Source organism: Saccharicrinis fermentans DSM 9555 = JCM 21142 (assembly GCF_000517085.1).
In the GTDB taxonomy this organism is placed as follows: Bacteria; Bacteroidota; Bacteroidia; order Bacteroidales; family Marinilabiliaceae; genus Saccharicrinis; species Saccharicrinis fermentans.
This window is the reverse complement of record NZ_KI912107.1, coordinates 3,022,776-3,047,553: the sequence shown is the minus strand read 5'-3', so window position 1 is coordinate 3,047,553 and position 24,778 is coordinate 3,022,776. Positions and strand designations below refer to the sequence as shown.

Sequence of the window (24,778 nt, the reverse complement as noted above, 5' to 3'; positions counted from 1 at the left end):
TTCTATGAATTAAAAAATGCATCAAAACGAATCATCTAATGAAACAAAAAGTATTAAATATCATTGGGATTGTCACCTTGGGTGTTATTCTAAGCTTTTGTGCTCCAAATCAAACTGGAGAAATGAATCCTCATGTTGTTTTAACAGCACAAGGCGTAAGTAGTATCAAAAAAGAATTAGGCAGACTGCCGCTCTTGGATAAGTCGGTTGAGTTACTAAAGGCTGAAACCGAGGGCGATATGGAATTGGGAATCCAGGTTCCTGTACCTAAGGATCCAGCTGGTGGCTATACACATAATAGGCATAAGCAGAATTATACCACTATGTATGGAGCGGGTGTTCTTTGGCAGCTTACCGGTGAAGAGCGATATGCGGAGTTTGTAAAAAATATGTTGTTAAAGTATGCTGAGATGTATCCTACATTGGGAGATCATCCGGTGAATAAATCCTATGCGCCCGGACGTATCTTTTGGCAGCAGTTAAACGATGCGGTTTGGTTGGTTTATACCTCACAGGCGTATGATTGTATTAAAAATTATCTGACGGTGGATGATCGTCAAGTTATTGAAAGCCAGCTGTTAATTCCTTATGCCGATTTTTTATCTATTAAGTCTACTCATGTGTTTAACCGTGTTCATAACCACGGTGTATGGGCTGCGGCAGCAGTAGGTATGGTAGGCTATGCCATGGATGAGGATGAGTTGGTGCAGCGCGCCTTGTATGGAGTAAAAACCGAGTCTTATGATGGGAAACCACAGGGGTTTTATGCACAACTGGATCTGCTTTTTTCTCCAGATGGATATTATACAGAGGGGCCTTATTATCAGCGTTATGCTTTATTACCTTATATGTTGTTTTCACAAGCAATAGAAAATAATAATCCAGAATATAAAATCTTTGAATATCGGAACCAGATTCTTAAAAAAGCTGTATTGGCGACGCTTCAGATGACCAATACGGATGGAAAGTTTTTTCCGTTTAATGATGCGCTAAAGTATATGAGTTACAATGCACCTGAACTTGTTAATGCGGTAGACATTGTTTACAACGCTTTTCCGGAGTCCAAGGAGCTTTTAAGTATTGTAAAAGAACAGGGAGAAGTAGTGATTTCTCCAGCGGGCTTAAAAGTGGCCCAAGATATTGCTAAGGGGCAAGCTAAACCATTTCAGTGGTTGTCGATGGAACTGAGAGATGGAGCAGATGGTATGCAAGGTGCGGTTGGTATTTTAAGAGGGAATCCGTATAAAAATGCACCTTGTGTTACAATGAAATATGCATCGCAAGGAATGGGACATGGACATTATGATCGATTGGGTATTATGTTGTATGATAATGGAAATGAAATACTTTCGGATTATGGTGCGGCAAGATATGTAAACGTGGTCTATAAAAATGGAGGCAGGTATTTGCCCGAAAATAGTTCGTGGGCCAAACAAACAGTGGCGCACAATACCTTGGTGATGGATCAAATGAGTCAGTTTGGAGGTGATTTAAAAAAGGCTGAAAAAACAGCTGCGCAGCGTTGGTTTTTTAATGCTGGTAATGACCACATATCGATTATGAGTGCCAAGGAAAATCATGCCTATGGAAGTGCTAAGGCACAGAGAACCGTTGCCCTCATTAAAGATAATAAACATAACTCGTCCTCCTTCGTCATTGATGTGTTTAGAATAGAGGATGATGAAAAGCATAGCTATGACCTGCCTTTTTATTATAAGGGTCAGTTGTTATATACCAATGCAGATTATTTAAGTTATACGGATCAACGCGGAACCATGGGGAAGGATTTTGGCTATCAGCATCTTTGGAAAGAGGCTGAAGGGAAACCTTCAGTGGAAAATTTTCAATCGGTATGGTACAATAATGGACGTTTCTACACGATGACTAGTGAGGCAATGCCGGATGATGCCATATTTTTTACGAGGATAGGAGCCAATGATCCTGATTTTTCATTGAGAAACGAACCCGGCTTTATGTTTCGTCGAGAAAATTCAGCGGCTACCTGCTTTGTGAATGTGATAGAGATTCATGGAAATAAGAATTTTAATACGGAGGTGGTAGAAAGTCAACAAGGAAGTGTTAAAAGTGTCCATACTTTATTGAACAACCAAGATTACACGATTATAGAGATAAAAACAGTTAAAACAAGTTCCATAGTATTGGCAATTGCCAATGCAAAAAGTGACCCTTCCGAGGAACATTCAACTAATATTGCGGGCAAACAATATTCTTGGAAGGGACCTTTTTTCTTGTTCGAAAATTAAATAGATAGCTATAGAATTTAGGATTATCAAAGGTAAAATACAGATACATGAAGAATTTATTATTTTTTGTTATTTCGTTAGTGCTGGTTTCATGCTCAGCAAATAATGTGGAGGAAATATTGGTTTCAAACCCAGAAGAATTAGCTAAAAGCATCCAGGAATCGAAACCGGGTGATGTTATAGTTATGAAAAATGGTGTCTGGAAAGATGTGGGGATCAAATTTAAAGCCAATGGAGAGCGCAGTCGTCCTATTATTTTAAGAGCCGAAACTCCTGGAGAAGTGTTTATAGAAGGGCAATCGTACCTGAAAATTGCAGGGCATTTTTTAGAAGTACATGATCTGTATTTTAGAAATGGATATACCCCTATCAATAGTGTAGTATTGTTTAAAGATGATAAAGAAAATGCCGCCTATGATTGTAAGGTGGTGGGGTGCGTGATGGATAATTTTACCCAACTCGACAGGACTAAGAAAGATCATTGGGTTGAGTTTTGGGGACAGCGTAATGAGTTGAGGTCTTGTTATATAGCGGGAAAATCGAATGATGGGCCTACCGTTAGGGTCGAACTAAAAGGAAATGAGCATGCAAATTGTTATCATGTTATTGCTAATAATTATTTTGGACCACGTCCTAGAAGAGGAGGGCCACATGGAGAAACCATGCAACTTGGCGATAGTTATACCTCTATGGTTCCGGCTTTTATTCAGGTAAAGAATAATTTCTTGAACAGTTGTAATGGTGAGGTTGAGGTGATCTCTAGTAAATCAAATTATAATAATTTTAGTAACAATGTTTTTTATAAGTGCGAGGGATCTTTGGTTTTAAGACATGGAAATTATGCAACCATTGACTCAAATTGGTTTATTGGAGATGATAATTCAGACAATATTGGAGGAATAAGGGTTATTAACACCGGCCATTGGATAACAAATAACTATTTCTATAAATTAAAGGGTAACGAGTTCCGAAGTTCAGTTGCAGTGATGAATGGTATTCCTAAATCACCTTTAAATCGTTATAATCAAGTAACTGACGTGGTTATTGCGCATAATAGCTGGATTGATTGTATCGCACCTCTTCAGTTTAGTGTGGGTTCTAATGTGAAAAAACAAGGTATTCTACCAAAAACTGAGATTAGATCGGCTTTGCCTATTAGAACAACTGTTGCCAATAATATTATATACAACAGTAATCCAGTGAAAACCGAAATCGTTAAGTATTACGATAAGCCCGGAGATATTAATTTTCAAAATAATTATGTTCAGGGGGTAGAAAGTAAAGCCGCAGGTTTTATTTCAACTGAAATGAAGGTTCTTAATAAGCAATGGGAAATACCATTGGTTGCAATGGGGGATCATGTAGCCCTTTTTGATGGATTTGACTTTGATAAAATTACAAAGGATATTTTCATGAATGAGAGAAAACCCAATCAGGCTGGTGCCATCTCTTCTAGTGTTGGTGAATTAGCAAGTTTGTTTGATTTCAATATGTACGGTCCTTCTTGGTTTTCCTGGCAAGCGCATAAGCCTGATAACAAGCGTATAAGTGTAAAATCTAGTGACGAATTTATTGCTTCATTAAAAGAAATGAATGCCGGAGATACAATCATTATTGCCACTGATTTGTTGAAATTAGAGGAGCTGGTTAAAATTCAAAAAAGCGTATGTATTAAGTCCCTCTCCAAAGATAAGGCTGCTACTATTCAATTTGTGGGTGGGGATTACGCAACAGCTTTTGAATTAGGACCAGATGTAAACTTCTTGATGCAACATATTTCTTTGGAGGGAGATCCATCCTTAAATTTTATTGCCCCAGATAAAAGCAATATGTCCATTGCATCCAATGTATATATTGATGATTGCAAGATTAGAGATTTTAAGTCTGTATACCATTCTATAAAAGGTTCTTTTGCTGATACAATAAAAGTAGTTAATTCATCGATGAATGAACTGGTTCGGGGGTTTGTAATAAACTCAGAAGATGATGCCAAGGGAGATTACAATGCTGAATTTGTGATCTTAGAAAATAATCAGGTAGCAGGTATACAACAGGATTTTGTGGATTATTATAGAGGTGGTTATGATGAGTCAACGGTTGGCGGAAATTTTATTTTCAAAGGTAATATCGTTGAAAATGCAGGGAAAAGAGGAAGTCAGGAGGTTTTGTTGAAAACCCATGGAATCGTTCATGTGACCATCAACGATAATACATTTAAGTCCATTAAATCGGGTTTGATAGCCAGACTATGGGGAGAGAAGAATAATGTAGAAAGCGGAAATGTTATTGCAGGAAGTTCTAAAATTATTACAGAAGAATTCTTGGCGCAACGGTTAATGTATTAGGAGTAAGTTTTTGTTAAGGAGGGGCAAACATACTTGCTTGCCGACAAAAGATGAGGTACGGCATTGCATATTGAGTAAAGAATGACTTATTAAAATTTATATAATTAAAAGGTAAATACTATGAAACGATCAAGCGAAAAATTTATTACCACTGCCGGTATGGAGTGGGAAGAACTAGGAGGTGGTGTAAGCCGTAAGTTTTTAGGCTGGGATAACCAAATTATGATGGTTCAAGTGAAATTTGAAAAAGGGGCCGAAGGAACTCCGCATCAGCATTTTCATACACAGGCTACCTACTGTGCAAGTGGTAAATTTGAATTTGATATTGATGGAGAAAAGAAAATAGTGGAAGGAGGAGATGGTGTGTATATTGAACCCAATCTTATCCATGGAGCCCTTTGTCTTGAAGCTGGTATACTGATCGATGTATTTGCACCAGTACGCGAAGATTTTCTTGATGGTAGCGGAGTGTCCTATTTCGGTAATAAAAAATAATTAGTCCTTGCAAGAAAACGCCAAATACTGCGTTATTCTCATTTTTGAAATGAAATTGCAATGGTTATTCAGGTTTTGCAAAATTATAAAATGGAATAAAAATTTAATTATATGAAAATTAAAGGATTACGTTGGGTGATTATAGGGCTTATTTTTTTGGCTACTGTAATTAACTATATAGATAGAAGTGCTCTTTCTATTATGTGGGGCAATGAAAATGTAGAAGGTTCCATTGCACAGTCTTTAGATTTGACAAAGGATGACTATGGAAATATATTAAATATTTTTATGGTATTTTACGCTTTAGGGCAGTTGTTCACAGGTAAGATATTTGATAAAGTTGGAACACGAATAGGTTATGTCTTATCAATTGGAATATGGGGATTATCTTCTTTCTTGCATTCTACAGTACGCGGTTTTTTGTCTATTAGTATATTTCGCAGTTTGTTGGGGTTTTCTGAAGCTGGTAATTGGCCCGGAGCTGTAAAAAGTAACGCAGAGTGGTTCCCAATAAAAGAGAGGGCCATTGCGCAGGGTTTGTTTAATGCAGGTGCTTCCATTGGATCCGTCATAGCGCCCATATTTATTGCAACCTTGTTTGTGGCTTATGGATGGAGAACTACATTTATGGTAGTGGGTTCTTTTGGTATTTTATGGATCATACCTTGGCTATTGATTAATAAAGCAGGTCCTAAAAAGCATCCTTGGATGACAGATGAGGAACGTGATTATATCTTAAAGGGACAAAGCGAAGCAGACCAGAAAGATACCAGTGATTCGAAGGGGAAAAGCTTAAGAGAGATTCTGAGCTTCAGAGAATCATGGGCCATCGTTATTGGACGTTTTTTCCTGGAACCAATTTGGTGGTTGTTTGTAGGATGGATGCCCATTTATTTGTTTGATGTGTATGGTTTTGATGTAAAGCAAGTGGGTATGTTTGCTTGGGTTCCTTATGTTGGGGCAGCCTTGGGTAGTATTGCCGGAGGATGGGTTTCAGGACGTATTATTTCAAAATCAAATTCTATTAACAAAGGGCGTAAAGTAACCATTTTAATAGGAGGTATTATTATGTTTTTGGGACTTGTTGCCACCGTGCTTTTTGGAAATACCCCCATTGTATTTGTTTCCATTGTTTTCTTTGTGCTGTTTGGCTTCCAGTTTTCAATCGGTAATGTTCAAACTCTCCCCAGTGATTTCTTTAGTGGTAAATCGGTGGGTTCATTGGCAGGATTAGGTGGCATGGTAGGGGTTTTCTCTGTAATAATTATGAACAAAGTGGTGCCCATAATAGCAGAGATATCTTATACTCCTATTTTTATTGCTATTGCTATATTTGTTCCGCTTGGTATTGGTGCCATCTACTTCTTTGCACGCCAAATTGGACCAGTAGAAAAATAGTTTAATATAATATATAATAATTGAATTATGGAAAGTTTAGAAACCTTAACTCCTCACGATAGAGGGGCACCTTTTGTTAGATACTGCTTTGGTATAAGGTGTTTATGTTGTTAAGTGAATACTTGTTTACCAGCAGATGCTCTTACGAAAGAGCTGAGATACCCTTTTAATTATAGGGATATCTATTTGTATGAAAAAGAATAATAATACGTTTGATGTGTTTCTCAATTACCTGCCGGTAGGTCATTATTGGTAGTAATTGTACCGGCAGGTGTTGAGTTTACCATCTATATAGATATAGATTTTTTGAATTTTAAAATTATAAATAAAATGGATTTAAAAGGAAAAGTGGCAGTAATAACTGGTGCAACTGGAGGTATTGGCTTTGAAGTAGCCAAAAGATTGGGTAAAGATGGATATACTGTTGTTTTAAATGGTATTGAGGATGAACAAGGTGCTAAAAGAGTAGAAGAGCTTGTTGAAGCAGGTATTACAGCGGAGTATTATGGTTTCGATGTAACCAATGAAGAGGAGGTGACTTCTAATATAAAAGCCATAGGTGAGAAATATGGAAAGATTGATCTTTTGGTAAATAATGCTGGAGGATTAGGCGGAAGACAAAGGTTTGAAGAGATGACCACTGAATTTTATAGATTTGTGATGGCGCTCAACCTTGATTCTGTATTTTTTGCTTCAAGAGCGGCTATTCCCTTCCTAAAAAAGGGTGAAAATGCTTCTATTATTAATTATACCTCAAATGCAGCATGGAATGCAGGAGGTCCAGGGGCTGGAGTTTATGGTACATCTAAAGCTGGAGTGCACGCTATTACAAGAGCTTTGGCTAAGGATTTAGCTGAATACGGAATTCGCGTGAATGCTGTATCTCCAGGTACTATTGATACGCCGTTTCATGCACAAATTAAATCAACCAAACCCGAAGTGTTTGCTTCATGGAAAAATAGTATTTTGCTAGGTAGGATTGGTGAACCACAGGAAGTTGCGTCTGTGGTGTCTTTCTTGGCGAGTGATGATGCATCTTTCATTACGGCTGAAACGATTCAGATTGGTGGTGGTCAGGCTTTGGGTATCTAAGCTGATCTAAACACCTGGCCAGGTGTATATTTTTTGATTAAAATAAGTGTAAGAATAATTACTTGTTTTTTGAATAGGGCATGTCGGGGTATGACTCAATTATAAGTCGTGCCCCGATTTTTTTGGAGATCATTCATTATAAAATTTAGATTCAATATACGAATGACAATTTTAGACTATCTATTACTCGTTATAGCGGGCGTTGCTGCTGGGTTTATTAATGTAATTGCCGGTGGTGGTTCATTGATCACCTTACCATTAATGATATTTATGGGGGTGCCATCTGTAGTGGCCAATGCATCTAATAGAGTAGCGTTGTTGGCCCAGAATATAGTTTCTGTTTCTAATTTTAAGAAAAATAAGGTGATATCTGGAGGGTATCCTGTGTATTTGGGATTGTCTGCCTTATTGGGAGCTGCACTGGGGGCATATGTGGCGGTTGATATACCTGATAAATTGCTCAATAGAATTTTATCTATTGTTATGGTGGTAGTGGCAATATTGATACTCACCAGTCCAAATTTCAAAACGGATCAAGAAGAACGTTTAAGTTTTAAAAATAGGTTAACGGGAGTTATTGTTTTCTTTTTTATTGGAATATATGGGGGCTTTCTTCACGCGGGTATTGGTTTTATCATGATTTTGTCACTTGTTAAGATTAATCGTTTTAGTTTGCTGAAAACCAATGCGGTTAAAGTGGTGGTGGCCCTTATTTATACCACTTCGGCTTTAGCAATTTTTATTTGGCAGGATGTAATTGATTGGAAAATAGGTCTTATTGTTGCCATTGGTAGTTCAGTTGGGGGCTGGCTAGGGAGCCATCTTTCCATTAAAAAGGGCGATGTTTGGATCAAAAGAATATTGTTGATAGTCATTGTATTAATGGCTGTTAAACTTTGGTTGTTTTAATTTTTTAAAGAGTATATAATGGGAAAAGTTGTTGTGTTTGGTGAGGTAATGATGCGCTTATCTACCGAAGAACATCTTAGGTTTTGTCAAGCAGATAAATTGCAGGTAACTTACGGAGGTGGCGAAGCGAATGTGGCTATTTCACTTTCAAATTTTAATATAAAGACAGCTATTGTGAGTCGGTTTCCTAATAATGATATGGGGGATGCTTGTATTAAATCGCTCCGAAAATTTGGGGTGGATACGAGCCATGTATTGTTGGGGGGACAACGGTTAGGAATCTATTTTTTAGAAACAGGAGCAGACCAAAGAGGCTCGAAAGTGGTTTATGATAGAGATAACTCTTCGTTTGCCACGATGACGCCAGGTATGGTTGATTGGGATCGTGTACTGGAAGGTGCAACTTGGTTTCATTGGTCGGGTTTGAGTGCTGCCATTGGAGAGAATCCAACGAAGGTTTTAGCAGAGGGTGTACAGGAAGCGCATAAAAGAGGAATCACCATTTCTTGTGATGTGAATCTACGGTCTAATTTATGGAACTATGGTAAACAACCGAACCAGGTGATGCCTCCATTGGTTGCCATGTGCGATGTTATTTTTGGCAACGAATATGATGCAGAGCATGCTATGGAAATTGATGTTGGAAGGGATAATAGAGGTAAATTTTCTAACGAATCTTTTATCAATACCTCAGGTATGGTTATGCGGAAATATCCACGTGTTAAAAGTATCGTAACTACCCGAAGAGGTAGTATTAATGCCAGTCATAATACACTGCGAGCACTCATGTTTGATGGCACCATGCTTCATGAGACTTCTACTTACTCCATAACGCATATTGTGGATAGGGTAGGAGGAGGCGATGCTTTTACTGCCGGTGTGATATTTGGAATGCTTCAATGGCCTGCTAATTATGAAAAAATTATAAATTTTGGTATAGCAGCGTCTAGCCTGAAACATACGATTATGGGAGATGCAAACTTGGTAAGCCTTCAGGAGGTTGAGGATTTTATGAAATAAGTAGCCGTAAGGATACTTCTTACTCTGAGAATGATTTGCATGTTTGGGCTGTTATGGCCGTTTAAAATGGCTTATTTAAGTAGTCCCATATTTTCAGCATTAATAATGTCAATGGGCTGATAATCTTTTTTATTGGGGATTGTATTGTGTGCCAGGTAATCAAATAGTTTTTTGAATGTTTTTTCGGCTTGCTCAATGGGGCGTTGACCGATTAGGAAGTTGATGGTGCGGTGTTGAAGAAAATCGCTGTTTTTACCAAATAATTCGTATCCTACTAAAAATAGGTTTTGTTTTTGGTGCTTTTGTAAATACTCGGCCACGGCGAATGTGCGGGAGCTAGAAACGAATACACCTCCAATATTGGGGTTATTCTCAAAAACCTTGTCAAGTATTGATTTCACTTCCTGTGGTTCTGTATTAGGAATTTCAACACTTATTTTAAGTGCGTTGTTATTACCGGCATCCATAAAGTAGCTTAAAAAACCCTGATTACGGTGTTGTAGGTGTTGGATGTTTTCAAGGTTTTTGGCAATGTTGACTATCAGTATGTCTTTGTCGGGAGAAATTCCTGAGTCAATCAAACTGGCAGCAACACGACCCGCTTGGTAGGCATCCTCCCCAATAAAAGTTAAGCTGTTGGTATCATCAATATTGGTATCAATGAAAACGTACGGAACCTCCAAATCATCCAGTTTATGACAGAGCTCTACTGATTCATTCTTTAATATGGGAGCCATAATAACACCGTTGGGCTGCCATTGTACCAAGGCTGATGCCTGCCGCATAAAATCATTGGGGTTGTGCATCTCATAATAAAAGAATTCCAGCGTTGCTTTAAAGGGATATATGGCTTCTTTTCCGTTTTCAATCCCAATGGGGTGCATCTTCCAAAATTGATTGTCTCCCTGGCAAAGAGGAATTAAGATGGCAATCTTATAGGTGGTGGGCGACTTTAACGCCCGTGCGGCAATATTTGGTTTGTAGTTCAGTTTTTCAGCAATGGCCATTACTTTTTCTTTGGTAGTTGCCTTTACTTCACCGCGGTTGTGCAGTACCCGATCAACTGTACCAATTGAAACGCCTGCTTTTTGGGCTATGTCTTTTATTCTTACTGTTTTACTCATTTAATAAATTGCTGCGCAATGGTCTGTTAATCTGGAAAATAAGCAGATTACCTTACTTGAAGAACTTTCATTCGAGTAAGATAATCTGCCGTTGTTTTTTGTCCATGATAATCGCCTACTTATAGAGGCGTTTAGGACAATATTTTCCGTATTTTTTTAGTTACCAATAACAGAATAAAATACCCTGCAATGTGGTGTTTGTAGGTTACTGACTCAATGATTAAAAATCAAACAATCGGGGTAACCACAAGCTAATTTCCGGTATGTATGTTACCATCATTAACACTGCTACCATGGCCAAGAACATAGGCAGCAGGGGTTTTATTACTTTATCAATTTTTATGTTGGCCACGCTACACCCAATAAATAACACCGAACCTACCGGAGGTGTACATAGTCCTACACTTAAATTTAACACCATGATGATACCGAAGTGTGTTGGGTCAACACCCATGTTGGTAACAATGGGCAAAAATATGGGTGTAAAGATAAGAACCGCTGGCGTCATATCCATAAACACACCAACAATTAATAAAATTAGGTTGATAATTAATAAAATAATGATGGGATTGTTACTGATTCCCAGCAGACCCGAACTAACATTTTGTGGTATGTTTTCGTAGGCCATAATCCACGATAGTCCAATACATGTGGACACCAATAAAAGTACAATTGCTGTTGTTTTAACAGATCTTAATATGATATCTGGTAAATCAGAAATGGAAATTTCTTTATAAATTAATGACAAGACCAGCGCATAAAGCACTGCTATTGCGGAGGCTTCGGTAGCTGTAAATAATCCGCCCACAATACCACCAATGACAACTATCAGTAGAAATAGACTAGGAACAGCATCCCATAGTACTTTTAACCCTCTTCTGACGGAAGCGGGACGTTTGACGGAGAATCTTACTATGAAAAATAACAACAAAGCACCAATGCCTGCCCACACCAGATTGTAGCTTAAAGCCGATTGTGCTTTGATGGCTATCATTCCAGCAATAAATCCAAAGGTAGCTGCAGCGCCTATTAATACTTTTAAAACAGCTAACATAGATGCTTTTGTTCCTTTTTTATGACCAATCACCAATGCCATGGATGTTAACATGATGGCTAAACCGGTTAATATGCCGGGTATGTATCCTGCCAAGAAAAGAGCTGTAATAGAAACACCTCCACTAGCCAATGAATATACGATGAGGATATTACTGGGTGGAATAGAAAGGCCTGTAGTAGCTGATGAAATATTGACTGCAGCACTGAAACTTTCGTCGTATCCGTCTCTCTTCATTTCTGGTCCCATAATAGAGCCAATAGCGGAAGCAGAAGCTGCCGCTGAACCTGAGATGGCACCGAAAAGCATATTGGCAAATACGTTTACATAGGCGAGTCCGGCAGGCCATTTGCCCACCATAATTTTAGCCAGGTTGATAAGTCGTACTGCAATACCTCCACTGTTCATTATGTTGCCGGCCAGTATAAAAAATGGAATGGCCAGTAGTGCAAAACTGTCCAGTCCGGTAGCCATTCGTTGTGCATAGGTTGTAAAAGCAGGTAAGGAATCGATGCTTACCAGCATGGTAAGTATCCCGGAAATACCAATACTAAAGGCGATGGGCACTCCGGATACCAATAAAAATATAAAGGAAAATATAAGAACAAATATACCTAGGTAGTCCATTATTGTAGATTTTCTTTTGGATGAATAATAAGATAAATTGAATAGTATAGGATGAGCAAGCCACTTAATGGCATTACCAGGTAAACGTATCCCAAAGGAATACGCAATGCCGCAGAAGTTACATCAAACTGGAAGCGGGTAATGGCCAGCCAGGCACCGCCAATCATCATTACAGCAACGGCAAATAGTGCAATACATATATTGATGAATAGATACAGCTTTGCTCTGTTGGTTTCTGATGATTTTTGTATTAATAAATCAATGGCCAAGTGTTGTCTTTGTCCGGCCACATAAGCGGCTCCCAAAATGCCCACCCATATTAATAAAAATCCGGCCAATTCATCGGTAAATGAACTGGGAGAAGAAAGAATATATCGGCTTAATACTTGCCATAACACATCAATTACAAGGATGCTCATGATCAATATTAAGGTTTTCTCCAGTATCTTATCCAGCGATTTTTTAAATTTCATGATTCCTTATTTGAAGTTTCTGATTCGTTGAATTAGGTTATAAATTTCAGGTTGCGACTTGTAACCTTCAAAAATGCTTTCTACTGCTTTCATAAATGGCGCTTTGTCGGGACGAATAATTTCAACACCGGCTTTTTGTACTTCTTCTAATGCCAACTGTTCGGCTTCCGCCCATAGTTTACGTTCTTCAGGTACGGAAGCATCGGCAGCAGCCTGTAACCATTTTTTTTCTTGTTCTGTTAGCTTATTCCATACCACTGTACTTATTATCAGTACGTCAGGCACTGCTGTATGTTCGTTCAGTGTGTATTTTTTACAGACCTCGTAGTGGCGTGAGGTGTATAAACTAGGAGGGTTGTTCTCTGCACCATCCACAACGCCACTTTGAAGTGCTGTGTATAGTTCACCCCATGATATGGGTGTTGGAGAGCCTCCCATTGCCTTGACCATGTTCATGGCCGTCTGGCTCTTCATTACCCTGATTTTCATTCCGCTTAAATCTTCCGGACTGTTGATGGCCTTATCAATGGTATAAAAACTACGGAAGCCGGCATCGTAGAAACAAAGTCCTTTCATGTTGAACTTTTCCGTGGAGTTAAGGAACTCCTTGCCTATTTCTCCATCCAATACCGAAAAGGCATGTTCTTTGGATCTGAAAATATAGGGGAGTCCAAGTACCTGATAGTTGGGGGTGAAACTTTCCATGATGGCGGAGGATACTTTGGTAATAGCCAGACTACCTATTTGCAATAATTCAACACACTGCTGTTCTCCTCCAAGCTGTCCGCTGGGGTATATTTCCAGTTTCATTTTTCCACCCGACTCTTCTTTAAGTTGGGCGGCCATATAAACCATGGCTTTATGCACCGGATGTGTAGGATCCAGTCCATGCGCCAATTTTAGGGTAGTTGGTTTGTTGGTGCTCTCACATCCTGCTAAAAATAGAAGCAAGCCAACTAATAATACGGATGCTGATAATTTAATACGCATAGATTTCTTATAGTTTAAATAAGTACAACTGTGTGACAATAATCTGATTCTTCGCCATCACAATTTCAGTAATTTTATTTTTCGTTTGTTTGTGCAAACGTTTGTATTTTTACAAATATAGTATTTTGCTGTTTATTTTTTTATAAATCTTTCTTTATATGCCCAAAGGCCAACTGCGGGGTTGGAGATATAATATATTTCTTCTCCGTCGGGCATGGTGTTGTATCCATCTTTTAAGCTATTGGGATTATATTTTTCAAGCATCTGACCTAAATCAGCATACTTAAAATTGACCGATTCAATTTCTTTTCTGCTTAGGTATCCAGGGCAGTATGTTATATTAAATCGGTCTTCGGAACTCCCGTGTATAAGGTGAGCTGCTGCACTCAGGTTATCTTCAAGTTCTGTATTTTCCTTTAGCATTTTCAAGGTGTGAGGAGTTCCTCGGTACCCATATTTTCTAATCAATCGGTCTATCTCTTTGTCTTCGCCAAATTCTTTCAATCCAGGCGCCATTACAATTAGTTCTCCATGATCAGCCATGGCCATACGAGTACGATATATGCTTTTGTTACCTAGCCAGGTACTCTTAAATTCAGATGGATCCAGGTATACCACTGCTTTTTTAATGGGTTGATCGAGCATGGTGAAATTCACCTTCAGAGATAGCTCGGCTGCTTTGGTAAAAACAGAGTAATCATCACCAATAAATAAACCTCGTGTTACCAAATGTCCCGATTTTTGATCTCGCCCCACAACGGTATGTACATACACGATGGGCAGGTGCTTGATAAAGTTTTCTGAAGCATAGTTGAGGATTTCTCGAACCGGGTTATCGGCTCTTCCCATGACTTTTTCCATACCATGAACTGCTCCAACGAAATGACTTTTATTGATGCCTTGTGAACCGCCTGTTCCAACCAGAATATTTTTGTTATAGTTAGCCATTCCAATTACTTCGTGGGGAACTACTTGACCGATAGATAATATGAGGTCATGCTGGCCTTCCCATAATAGTTTGTTTATTTGTGCAGGCCATTCGTAGTCTAAGGCACCATGGGTTATCTCAGCCACCTTTTTCCCGGGTATGGTTCCAACGGTGAGCACATCATTTCTCCAGTTATGCACTCTAAATAATTCGTGCGGGATACCGGGAAACATTGTGTTTAATTCCTCATTGGTCATGGGAGCATGGGTCCCTAAAGCCGGTAAGATATCTTTTACCTTTGTGTTGTAATAGTGATATGCATACGTGGTTAGCTCACCTGCCCGGGAGTGGAAGCGTGTGAAATCAGGAGGAATGATCAAAACATTAGTTCTATTTCCTAATTTTTCCAGGGCAATTTCAATTCCTCGCCGGAGATCTTCCTTTGTTAATATTTCATCAGAAGCTCCTTTTTCGTAATAAATCATAACAGCTATTTTGGGGATGAAAACTATCTTTTGACTCTGGCATTACCATGCCAGATACTCCACACCATTTCTTCGTCGGCAGGTTGTGCGTAGTCGCTTAAAAAAGTGGTAGCCATAGCGCCTGTTGCCCAACCGAATTGTGCCCATTTTTCACTTTCCCATTCTTGGAGGATAGCATATAATAAGCCTCCCACAAAACCATCTCCACCTCCAATGCGGTCGAGTACATGTATAGGGCGAGGTTTGATGACCTGCCATTGATCATCTACCAAAGTAATGGCTCCCCATAGATGTTCGTTGGCGTTGATAACCTCGCGTAAGGTGGTGGCAAAAACAGATGCATTGGAAAAGTTTTCTTTTACACTCTTTATCATTCCCTTAAAGCCTTCTATCTTGTTATCGATTGCCTTTCCTCCGGCATCGGGTCCTTTGATACCTAAACAAAGTTGAAAATCTTCTTCGTTACCTATTAGAATATCTGAAACAGAGGCTATCTCAGTAAAAATATTACGTAGTTCTTCTTCTCTGTTTGCCCAAAAAGAAGCCCTGTGGTTTAAGTCGAAGGATACGCTGGTTCCGTATTTTCGTGCGGTACGTGCTATTTCTAAACAAAATTGGCCGGAATCAGGTGATAGTGCAGCCACAAGACCAGATAGATGGACCACTGTCACCCCTTCTTTTTCAAATATGCGTTGCAGGTCAAAATCTTTGACGTTTAATGTACGTCCCACTTCACCAGCCCTATCGTTCCATACACGAGGTCCTCTCGAACCATAACCACTATCTGCCATATTGATCTGGTGACGATATCCCCAAGGATCACCTTGTTCAACTTCGGGTCCTTCGTAATCCATATGACGTGCTTTTAGATTACTTTTGATGAATTGTGCGATGGGGCTTCCTTTGACAAAGGAGGTGAGTACTTTCACCGGTAATCCTAAATAAGATGAGATGCTGGCAACGTTTGTTTCGGCACTGGTGGCCTGCATTTTAAAAGTGTCGCTGGCGTGTACTGGTTGACCGTTTGCTGGTGTAATACGGATGCCCATGCTAGTGGGAACAAGAAGCGCATATTTGCAATTTTTTTTTAGTTGGATTGACATGTGTAGATTTTTATTGTTAAGAGCGACTTTGTTATGTATGAAAGTTTTTTAGAGCTTTGGGGTCTGTTTCTGATAACCCAGGAGATTGCTTTTATCAAACGTATTTTTCATGAAATAGCATGGTGAAATACTAAGAAAGCAATTTGAGAACCTTTTTCTACGTACTAGCTTTATTACTTCCCTCTAACCTGAGGTTAAAGGGAAGTCTTAATCAATATAATAGCGTAGGAGCCAATATGCTTATGCAGGATAAATGAGTTTTATCTAGTCTTTGCAAGAAAACTCCAAATACTGCGTTATTCTCATTTTTGAAACAGTCATTTACAATCAGTAAACTCCTTGGTTTCAAAAATATCGAAAGCCTTGTCTTTGAAGCTTTCTTATCAAAGACAAAAAAAACAGTAGTTTTCTTGCAGCCACTACCTACTTGTAAATTACACCACTCTTTTCAATCCCCATTTCCAATCCCCGTAATTCGGCCTGTCCTCTTAATAAGCCAAGGGCAGAATATCCTGGGTTGGTTTTCTTTCTAAGATCATCCAGAATGGTATGTCCATGATCGGCGCGCATAGGAATTTGATCATCGCGCCTATTGGCTGCTGTTCGTTTCTTCTGTTCCTTTAATACCGCTACAATTACGTTATACATATCCACATTTCCTTGTAGATGACTTGCCTCATGAAAACTTCCGTCGGCATCGCGTTGGGTACTTCTTAAATGTAAAAAGTTAATTTTATCACCTAAGCGGGTAATGATTCCAGGTAGATCATTGTCTGCACGAACACCCAAAGAGCCTGTACAAACACATAAGCCATTATAAATGCTGTCGATAATATTTACGATAAATTGCAAGTCGCTTTCAGTGCTTACCACGCGTGGTAGTCCAAAAAGAGAAACCGGTGGATCATCGGGGTGTATGGCCAAACGAACACCCGATTCTATGGCCACGGGAACGATCTGTTCTAAGAAGTATTTTAGATTTTGACGGTACTGATCGGAATTAATACCATCGTATTCAGCTAAACGTTCTCTAAACTCTTCGATGGAATAACCTTCTTGACCACCAGGTAGTCCGGCAATGATGTTTTTTTCCAGGATGTATCTTTTTTCTGCATCCATGGACTCGAATTTTCTCTTAGCTGCTTCAATTTGTTCCGGAGTATATTCTTTTTCGGCATTTTTACGTTGAAGCATATAAAGGTCAAACGCAATATATTCATGGATGTCAAATTGTAGAGCTTTTGCTCCGTCATCCAATTCCATTTCTAGATTGGTTCGTGTCCAGTCAACAACAGGCATCCAGTTGTATGTCAATACCGGAATACCAACTTTACCTACATTGCGTATGCTTTCTTTGTATTTTTCAATCCATTCGTCACGTTGAGGTTTTCCTTGTTTGATATCTTCATGAACAGGAATACTTTCAATAACACTCCAGTTTAATCCCCTAGGTTTAGGAGGGGTAACAGTATCATCGAATTCGATGTGTCTTTTACGTGCTGCAATAGCTTCTTCCGTCCATACCTCTCCGATGGGCACTTCGTGTAGTGCCGTTACAATTCCTGTTGCGCCAGCTTGGCGTATATCTGCCAATGTTACTGGGTCTGTTGGGCCATACCAGCGCCAAGTTTGTTCCATAGCCATAGTCATTCAGCTTTCTACTATAGCTTGTAAGGCAATGCCTTATAAAACCATAGTCTGTTGTTTTGTAGTTTTTTATTGAAAATATATTGAGCAATCGTTTATTTATACTCCGGAATAGGCACTAAAACCACCATCAACGGGTACTACAACTCCTGTAATAAAGGTAGCCCAGTCTGACAGTAGATATAGCATGGTGCCTGTTAACTCCTCTGGTTCTCCGTAGCGCTCCATTGGAGTGTTTCTTATGATTTTTTCACCACGGGCTGTTGCTTCACCGGTTTTTTCATCAATCAATAAAAAGCGATTTTGATTGGTTAATAGAAACCCGGGAGCAATAGCATTGACCCTAATTCCTGTTTTTGCAAAATGAACGGCCAACCATTGTGTAAAATTGTTGATAGCTGCTTTTGCTGCAGAGTAGGCCGGTATTTTGGTGAGGGGAGTGTATGCGTTCATCGATGATACATTGATGATTGAACCTTGCTTTTTGTCTAGCATATCTTTGGCAAATACCATGGATGGCAGTAGGGTTCCTTGAAAGTTGAGTGCGAAAACCTTATCAAATCCATCTGCCTCTAAACCGAAGAAGGTGTCGTCCAAGTTATTTAATACATCATCGGTAATGAATTCAGCTTTTGTTGTTGCTGAGGCCGCATTACCTCCAGCTCCATTTACCAAGTAATCTATTGTTCCTAATTTTTCGTTGATAACCAGCTTGGCTGCTTCCAGCGATTTTTTATCCAGAACGCTGGCCGAAATGCCCATGGAGGGCGTATGGTACTGTTCTGTAATCTCTTTAGCTACTTTTTCTGCAGCTTCCAGATTTAAGTCTAAAATAGCTGTTTTAACACCGTGAGAGGCGAGTGCTTTGGCCATTGTAGAGCAAAGAACTCCACCGCCTCCTGTGATCACAGCTACTTTGTCTTTTAAATTTAAGGGCATCATTGTTATTGTTTTTATTTACGTACAGCTTTAATATCGCTCATTAACTGTTTTACCATTTGCGTAAGAGCATTCCAGTCTTTATTGGCCATGATATCTTTGGGGAAAAGAGCGGAACCCATACCTACACATGTTACACCGGCAGCAAACCATTTTTCGAGGTTCTCTTTTGAGGTGTTTACACCACCTGTTGGCATGATGTCGGTCCACGGCATAGGTGCTTTTACTGCTTTCACAAAAGAAGGTCCACCTACTTCAGAAGCAGGGAAACATTTTACCAAATCAGAACCAAGCTCTTGTGCCTTATTGATCTCAGAGATAGTGCCACATCCTGGTGACCACATTACTTTTCTGCGGTTGCATATTTTAGCCATATTCTCATTCAGTAAGGGGGAAACGATGAAGTTTGCACCTAGTTGGATGTAAAGTGCCGTGGTGGCTTCTTCAACGATGGAGCCGGCACCTAAAATCATTCCAGGTAGATTTTCTATCGCATATTTGTTTAATTCACCAAAAACTTCATGGGCGAAATCACCTCGGTTAACGAATTCGAAAACACGTATTCCACCTTCATAACATGATTTTACAACTGCTTTACAAACCTCAATGTCTGAGTGAAAAAATACAGGAATTACGCCTGTTTCTTTCATTGCTTGAAAAACCTCTAATTTTGAATATTTAGCCATTTTATATTTGTTTTCTTTTTTTTAATTTAAAAGTGATGATAGATTGCTGTGAATATTTTACCCCTTGAGGCGTTGATGAAAAAATCTTTTTGCCCGAAAGACTTCGTTGATTTTATTCCAACAATCTATCATCGTTATTTAGTTGTAAATGTAAAAGTTGCTTACCAAAACCCTATACTGCTATGTTCTGTTTGGTTTTGGCTTAAAACAGATGATGCAAGTTAATGTGGATTTTATCTGATTCGTTAACCTAGAAAAATCCGGTCTCTAAATTATTTCAAAAACTATATTCTTGACCACCAATTTGATGAAGGAATATGCAACTGATCTGTTTTAATGCAAACTTTTTATCGTGATACACGGCCTGATGCATCTCCACCCATCAGTTTTTCAACTTCCTCAACGGTTACCAGGTTGTAATCACCGTGAATGGTATGTTTCAAACACGATGCGGCAGTTGCAAAATTTAATGCTTTTTGGTCGTCGTCCGTGTATGTTAATAGTCCGTAAATAAGTCCACCCATAAAAGAATCGCCACCACCTACGCGGTCAACAATATGTGTGATTTGATAAGTTGGAGCTTGGAATAAAGTTTTGCCATCGTAAAGTACGCCTGACCAGGAATTATGGTTGGCATTAACTGAGCCTCTTAATGTGGTAATTACCTTTTTAACACGTGGATACTTAGCCATAATTTGTTGAGATACACTTCTGTATGCCTCGGCTTCAACATGGCCACCTGTTACGTCGATACCTTCAGGATGGATACCTAACATCATAGCGGCATCCTCTTCGTTTCCTAAAACAATATCACATCCAGCTACTAATTCAGGCATTACCTCACCACCTGTTTTGCCGTATTTCCATAGGTTTTTACGGTAGTTAAGATCCGTTGAAACTGTTACGCCCATTTTGTTGGCTACTTTGATGGCCTCCAAACATGCATCCGCTGCACCCTGAGAAACGGCTGGGGTAATTCCTGTCCAATGAAAGAAATCCACATCTTTAAATACCTCTTCCCAATTTACCATACCGGGTTTAATTTCAGAGAAAGCGGAGTTGGCTCTGTCATATACCACTTTACTTGCGCGGGCTACCGCTCCAGTTTCTAAATAATAAGTTCCCAATCTGTCGCCACCGTAAACAATGCGATCGGTATTAACAGAGTGTTTTTTAAGTTCCATTTCGCAAGCTTTTGCAATGTCGTTTTTAGGTAAACGAGTTACAAATGAAACGTCAATTCCATAGTTTGCCAATGAAACAGCTACGTTAGCTTCGCCACCACCGTATGAAGCATTAAATGAGGTTGCCTGCGAAAAACGCTGGTATTGTGGAGTTACAAAACGGAGCATAATTTCTCCAAAGGTTACTACTTTCTTTGCCATGGTATTATAATTAAAATTTAAAGTATGATTTTGCGTTGTTATATGAAATTCCTTCAATGACATTTTTTAATATCTCTTCATCGTCGGGAATCAATCCTTTTTCCACTTCTTTTCCCACATAGTTGCATACGATTCTGCGGAAATATTCGTGGCGAGGGTATGAAAGAAAACTTCTGGAATCGGTTACCATTCCTACGAATCTACTTAATAAGCTAAGTGCTGATAAATCTTCTAGATGGCGTTCCATACCTACTTTTTGATCTAAAAACCACCAGGCTGCACCATAGGTTACTTTTGAAACACTTGAACCACCAGCGAAGTTTCCACACATGGTCAGTAGCATTTGATTGTCGGCCGGATTTAGATTATAAAGTATGGTTTGTGCCAATTGATCGGTACTATCTAGGAGATTCAGGAATTGTGACATCTTTAAGCTGGGTTGTGAATCATGTATAGAGTCAAAACCAGTGTCAGCTCCTAGTATATTGAACATACGACTGTTATTGTTGCGTAATGCCCCCACATGAAATTGTTGTGTCCAACCTCTTTTGTGGTTCATCCTGGCTAGGTCGGCCATCACCGCGGTGTTGTATTTTTCTTTTTCTTCTGACGAAATAGCTTTCCCGTCCATTAACTTCTCAAAAATGGCAGATACTTCTTTGTAGGTATAGGGAGCATAGAAGAAGCGGTCTGGTCCGCTATCAGAAATACGGGCTCCCATACGGTGGAAGAAAGCATGTCTCTCATCTAGTGCATCTATTAGATTGGTATAGCTAGTGATGGAAATGTTGGCAGCCTTGCCTAGTTTCTCAATGTAAGCGATAAATGATAAGACATCGTCTGTTTTTAGTACGTTGTCGGCTCTGAACGAGGGTAGAACTTTTACTTCAAAGCCATCATTGATTAGTTGTTGATGATATTCCAATGAGTCGGCCGGATCATCCGTTGTACCAATCATTTCAACATTCATGCGTTTGATGAAATTTTTGGTGCTGAACTCAGGAGATTTTAGCATCTCGACAGTTTGATGATATATTTTTTCTGCTGTTTTGGGTGATAGCAACTCATGGATACCAAAACATCGCGCCAATTCTAAATGTGTCCAGTGATAAAGAGGATTGGAAACGGTATAGGGTACTGTTTCGGCCCACTTCATAAATTTCTCTTTATCGCTAACTTCGCCTGTGATAAATTTCTCGTTGATGCCATTGATGCGCATCGCTCTCCATTTGTAATGGTCGCCACCCAACCACATGTCGCCCAAATTGTCATAGCGGTAATCTTCAGCAATTGCTTTTGGATCTAAATGACAATGGAAATCAATAATGGGTTTATTGGCCGAATAATTATGGTATAACTGATGAGCTGTGTCGTTTTCTAAAACAAAGTCATCATGTATAAACGTTTTGTAAATCATGATGTATTTTTCTATTTATTATTCAATACCGTTAACGAACACGAATTTACATACATTTTTTTTACTTACAAATTTTTTAACATTTTATTTTCCCGCAGTTTGTGTTTGTGATCTACTTAAAGTATACTGGGATAGGCCTTGGTAGAAGCTTTTGTATTGCTGTGGTTTGTAATGTTAAATTTAAGGGCATATTTATTTTTGCATTTTATCAATAAAATTGCGTTGTTATTGTTGGATATTGTGCAAACGTTTGTATTTTTGTATTGAAATAAAGAGTGGATGAAAAGAATAACGATAAATGATATTGCCAAAGAGTTGAATGTGACACCTTCAACCGTTTCTCGGGCTTTGTCGGGAAATACGCGAGTGAGTATAAAAACAAGGGAGTTGGTTGCTAATAAAGCCAAGGAGTTGGGATATCAGCAAAATGTGATTGCAGCATCATTGCGCAAGGGAAGGAGTGATACCATCGGAATGGTAGTGCCAAGGATTAATCGTCATTTTTTTAGCAATGTAATAAGTGGTGTGGAGGAGATATTGAATCCTGCAGGATATACCTTGTTAATAGTGCAAAGTGGTGAAAATTTTATCAAAGAACAAAAGGCTATTGGAATGTTGATGGCCAATCATGTGGGGGGTATCATTATTTCGCTTTCGGTGCAGACAAAAACATATGATCATATTAATGGAGTGGTTAAACGTGGTATTCCATTGGTGCAATTTGATCGTGTAAATCCCGACATAGAAAGTTCTAAAATACTCAATGATAATTTTACAGGCGCTTATTTGGCCACCAAACATTTGATAAAAAGTGGTTATCAACGCATAGGTCATTTGGCCGGCACAAGAAGTCTTAAGGCTTATGAAGAGAGATACAGAGGTTTTGTGAAAGCCATTGAAGAAGAGGGTAGAAATGTGGAAGATTGTTTGGTATATGAGAATACAATTACGCGCGAGGCTGGATATAATAGCATTAAAAAAGCGTATGCACATAACAGTCGGCCTGATGCTGTTTTTTGTGCTGGTGATTATGCTGCGCTCGGGGTATTGGATGGATTAAAGGAGTTGGGGGTGAGCGTTCCTGAAGAGTTTGGTGTGGTTGGCTTTGCCAATGAACCTTTTTCAGAATTGATTCATCCTACATTGAGTACGGTGGAGCAAAATGCCTTTGAAATGGGAACGCGAGTGGCCACTGCGATGATTAAAAATCTGGAGGGCAAACATTGGGAAAAGGAAGAGGTGATTCCTACTCGCTTGATTGTGAGAAATTCTTCGTGGAAAAAGTAGCGTTGTGCCAGAGGTTTGATGAAGGGTGTTTATGATATAACTATATAACCATGTTTTTTGGGGCAATGGGACACACAAAATATAAGGGGTATGCACATAAGAAGAATATAAAGTTTATTAACATATAAAAATTAGTAGCTATGAATTTTGAAATAAGGTATGCAGTTCATCCTGAGGATATGAAGAGTTATGATACAACACGTATTCGTAAGGAGTTTTTGATTGAAAAAGTAATGATTCCAGGAGAGGTGACAATGGTATATTCATTTTACGATCGATATATCGTGGGTGGTATTGTTCCAACAAATGCGCCCATTAAATTAGAAGCGCATGATGAGTTAAAGGCTGCGTATTTTTTAGAACGTCGTGAAATGGGAATCGTAAATGTAGGGGGTGATGCTAAAATTGTAGCTGATGGAACTGAATATATTTTAAAATACAAAGAAGCTTTGTATTTGGGTAGAGGTATTAAGGATGTTGTTTTTGAGTCTGCTGATGCTAGTAAACCAGCACATCTATATATGAATTCTGCTCCTGCTCATAAGGAATTGCCGTCTCGTCATGTTACCTTGGCCGATGCCAATGTATTGCAATTGGGTAGTTTGGAGACTTCGAATGAGCGACAAATTAATCAATTGTTGGTCAAAGAGGTAGTGGAGACTTGTCAATTGCAAATGGGAATGACCGAATTAAAGCCGGGAAGTGTATGGAATACTATGCCATCTCATACGCACAACCGTAGAATGGAAGCTTACTTTTATTTTGAGGTGCCACAGCGTCAGGCTGTTTGTCACTTCATGGGCGATCCAGATGAAACTCGTCATATCTGGATGAAAAATGAAGAGGCTGTGCTATCTCCATCTTGGAGTATTCATAGTGCTGCAGGTACCTCTAATTATATATTTATATGGGGTATGGCTGGAGAAAATCTGGATTATACAGATATGGATATTCGCCAGGCTGATGAATTAAGATAGTGTTGAATTACTGTATAAAGCCAAAACATTAGAGTTTCTGATGTCTTGGTTTTATCTGATTGAAAAAAAATAACGTAATGATATATTTTTTGTGAATTTGTGCAATCGATTGTGCAAGTGCTTTTTTACAAGA

Annotated in this window: 20 protein-coding genes; 9 read left to right on the top strand and 11 right to left on the bottom strand. The window is 39.0% G+C overall.

The features are described from left to right. Positions 1-38 precede the first annotated feature (38 nt). The 7 genes from CYTFE_RS0112295 (at position 39) to CYTFE_RS0112265 (ending at position 9,523) form a co-directional block, all read left to right on the top strand. Complete coding sequence (locus CYTFE_RS0112295) at positions 39-2,264, top strand: heparinase II/III domain-containing protein (protein ID WP_027472035.1); 2,226 nt, start codon at positions 39-41, stop codon at positions 2,262-2,264. Between the two features lie 47 nt (positions 2,265-2,311). Then, on the top strand, positions 2,312-4,609 hold the full coding sequence (locus CYTFE_RS0112290) for a chondroitinase-B domain-containing protein (RefSeq protein WP_027472034.1): 2,298 nt from the start codon (positions 2,312-2,314) through the stop codon (positions 4,607-4,609). Positions 4,610-4,729: 120 nt separating this feature from the next. Continuing rightward, positions 4,730-5,104: a cupin domain-containing protein gene (locus CYTFE_RS0112285; protein WP_027472033.1), complete on the top strand. Its 375-nt coding sequence runs from the start codon at positions 4,730-4,732 to the stop codon at positions 5,102-5,104. 111 nt (positions 5,105-5,215) lie between these two features. Beyond that, a complete protein-coding gene (locus tag CYTFE_RS0112280; protein WP_027472032.1) occupies positions 5,216-6,502 on the top strand; it encodes an MFS transporter in 1,287 nt (428 codons plus the stop codon). Between the two features lie 330 nt (positions 6,503-6,832). Then, positions 6,833-7,594, top strand: coding sequence for an SDR family NAD(P)-dependent oxidoreductase (locus tag CYTFE_RS0112275; protein WP_027472031.1), 762 nt, complete (start codon positions 6,833-6,835; stop codon positions 7,592-7,594). A gap of 162 nt (positions 7,595-7,756) precedes the next feature. Next, complete coding sequence (locus CYTFE_RS0112270) at positions 7,757-8,503, top strand: sulfite exporter TauE/SafE family protein (protein ID WP_027472030.1); 747 nt, start codon at positions 7,757-7,759, stop codon at positions 8,501-8,503. Between the two features lie 18 nt (positions 8,504-8,521). Beyond that, positions 8,522-9,523, top strand: coding sequence for a sugar kinase (locus CYTFE_RS0112265; protein WP_027472029.1), 1,002 nt, complete (start codon positions 8,522-8,524; stop codon positions 9,521-9,523). A gap of 71 nt (positions 9,524-9,594) precedes the next feature. Here CYTFE_RS0112265 and CYTFE_RS0112260 read toward each other — a convergent pair whose 3' ends face one another. The 11 genes from CYTFE_RS0112260 to uxaC form a co-directional block, all read right to left on the bottom strand. Beyond that, on the bottom strand, positions 9,595-10,647 hold the full coding sequence (locus tag CYTFE_RS0112260) for a LacI family DNA-binding transcriptional regulator (protein ID WP_027472028.1): 1,053 nt from the start codon (positions 10,645-10,647) through the stop codon (positions 9,595-9,597). A gap of 220 nt (positions 10,648-10,867) precedes the next feature. After that, positions 10,868-12,328, bottom strand: a complete 1,461-nt coding sequence (locus CYTFE_RS0112255; protein ID WP_027472027.1) for a TRAP transporter large permease — start codon at positions 12,326-12,328, stop codon at positions 10,868-10,870. Further along, positions 12,328-12,801, bottom strand: coding sequence for a TRAP transporter small permease (locus tag CYTFE_RS0112250; protein WP_027472026.1), 474 nt, complete (start codon positions 12,799-12,801; stop codon positions 12,328-12,330). Before CYTFE_RS0112250 ends, CYTFE_RS0112255 begins: the two co-directional genes overlap by 1 nt. A 6-nt stretch (positions 12,802-12,807) precedes the next feature. Next, positions 12,808-13,791, bottom strand: coding sequence for a TRAP transporter substrate-binding protein (locus CYTFE_RS26315; protein ID WP_044214014.1), 984 nt, complete (start codon positions 13,789-13,791; stop codon positions 12,808-12,810). Between the two features lie 132 nt (positions 13,792-13,923). Next, on the bottom strand, positions 13,924-15,204 hold the full coding sequence (locus CYTFE_RS0112240) for a lactate racemase domain-containing protein (RefSeq protein WP_027472025.1): 1,281 nt from the start codon (positions 15,202-15,204) through the stop codon (positions 13,924-13,926). 23 nt (positions 15,205-15,227) lie between these two features. Continuing rightward, complete coding sequence (locus CYTFE_RS0112235; RefSeq protein ID WP_044214015.1) at positions 15,228-16,307, bottom strand: sugar kinase; 1,080 nt, start codon at positions 16,305-16,307, stop codon at positions 15,228-15,230. Positions 16,308-16,730: 423 nt separating this feature from the next. Further along, on the bottom strand, positions 16,731-17,945 hold the full coding sequence (uxuA, locus tag CYTFE_RS0112225; RefSeq protein ID WP_235208367.1) for a mannonate dehydratase: 1,215 nt from the start codon (positions 17,943-17,945) through the stop codon (positions 16,731-16,733). A 108-nt stretch (positions 17,946-18,053) separates the two neighbouring features. After that, positions 18,054-18,896, bottom strand: coding sequence for an SDR family oxidoreductase (locus CYTFE_RS0112220; protein WP_027472022.1), 843 nt, complete (start codon positions 18,894-18,896; stop codon positions 18,054-18,056). Between the two features lie 11 nt (positions 18,897-18,907). Then, positions 18,908-19,579 carry a bifunctional 4-hydroxy-2-oxoglutarate aldolase/2-dehydro-3-deoxy-phosphogluconate aldolase gene (locus CYTFE_RS0112215; RefSeq protein WP_027472021.1) on the bottom strand — a complete coding sequence of 224 codons (672 nt, stop codon included), beginning with the start codon at positions 19,577-19,579 and terminating at the stop codon, positions 18,908-18,910. A 347-nt stretch (positions 19,580-19,926) separates the two neighbouring features. Further along, complete coding sequence (locus CYTFE_RS0112210) at positions 19,927-20,964, bottom strand: sugar kinase (RefSeq protein ID WP_027472020.1); 1,038 nt, start codon at positions 20,962-20,964, stop codon at positions 19,927-19,929. Between the two features lie 10 nt (positions 20,965-20,974). Further along, entirely contained in the window at positions 20,975-22,381 is a 1,407-nt protein-coding gene (uxaC, locus tag CYTFE_RS0112205) for a glucuronate isomerase (RefSeq protein WP_027472019.1), read from the bottom strand. Positions 22,382-22,660: 279 nt separating this feature from the next. Between uxaC and CYTFE_RS0112200 the strand changes: the two genes are divergently transcribed. Both CYTFE_RS0112200 and kduI read left to right on the top strand, forming a co-directional pair. Continuing rightward, entirely contained in the window at positions 22,661-23,668 is a 1,008-nt protein-coding gene (locus CYTFE_RS0112200; RefSeq protein ID WP_027472018.1) for a LacI family DNA-binding transcriptional regulator, read from the top strand. Between the two features lie 140 nt (positions 23,669-23,808). Beyond that, positions 23,809-24,645 (top strand): 5-dehydro-4-deoxy-D-glucuronate isomerase, encoded by an 837-nt coding sequence (gene kduI, locus CYTFE_RS0112195; RefSeq protein WP_027472017.1) that lies wholly within the window; start codon positions 23,809-23,811, stop codon positions 24,643-24,645. The last annotated feature ends 133 nt before the right edge of the window (positions 24,646-24,778 follow it).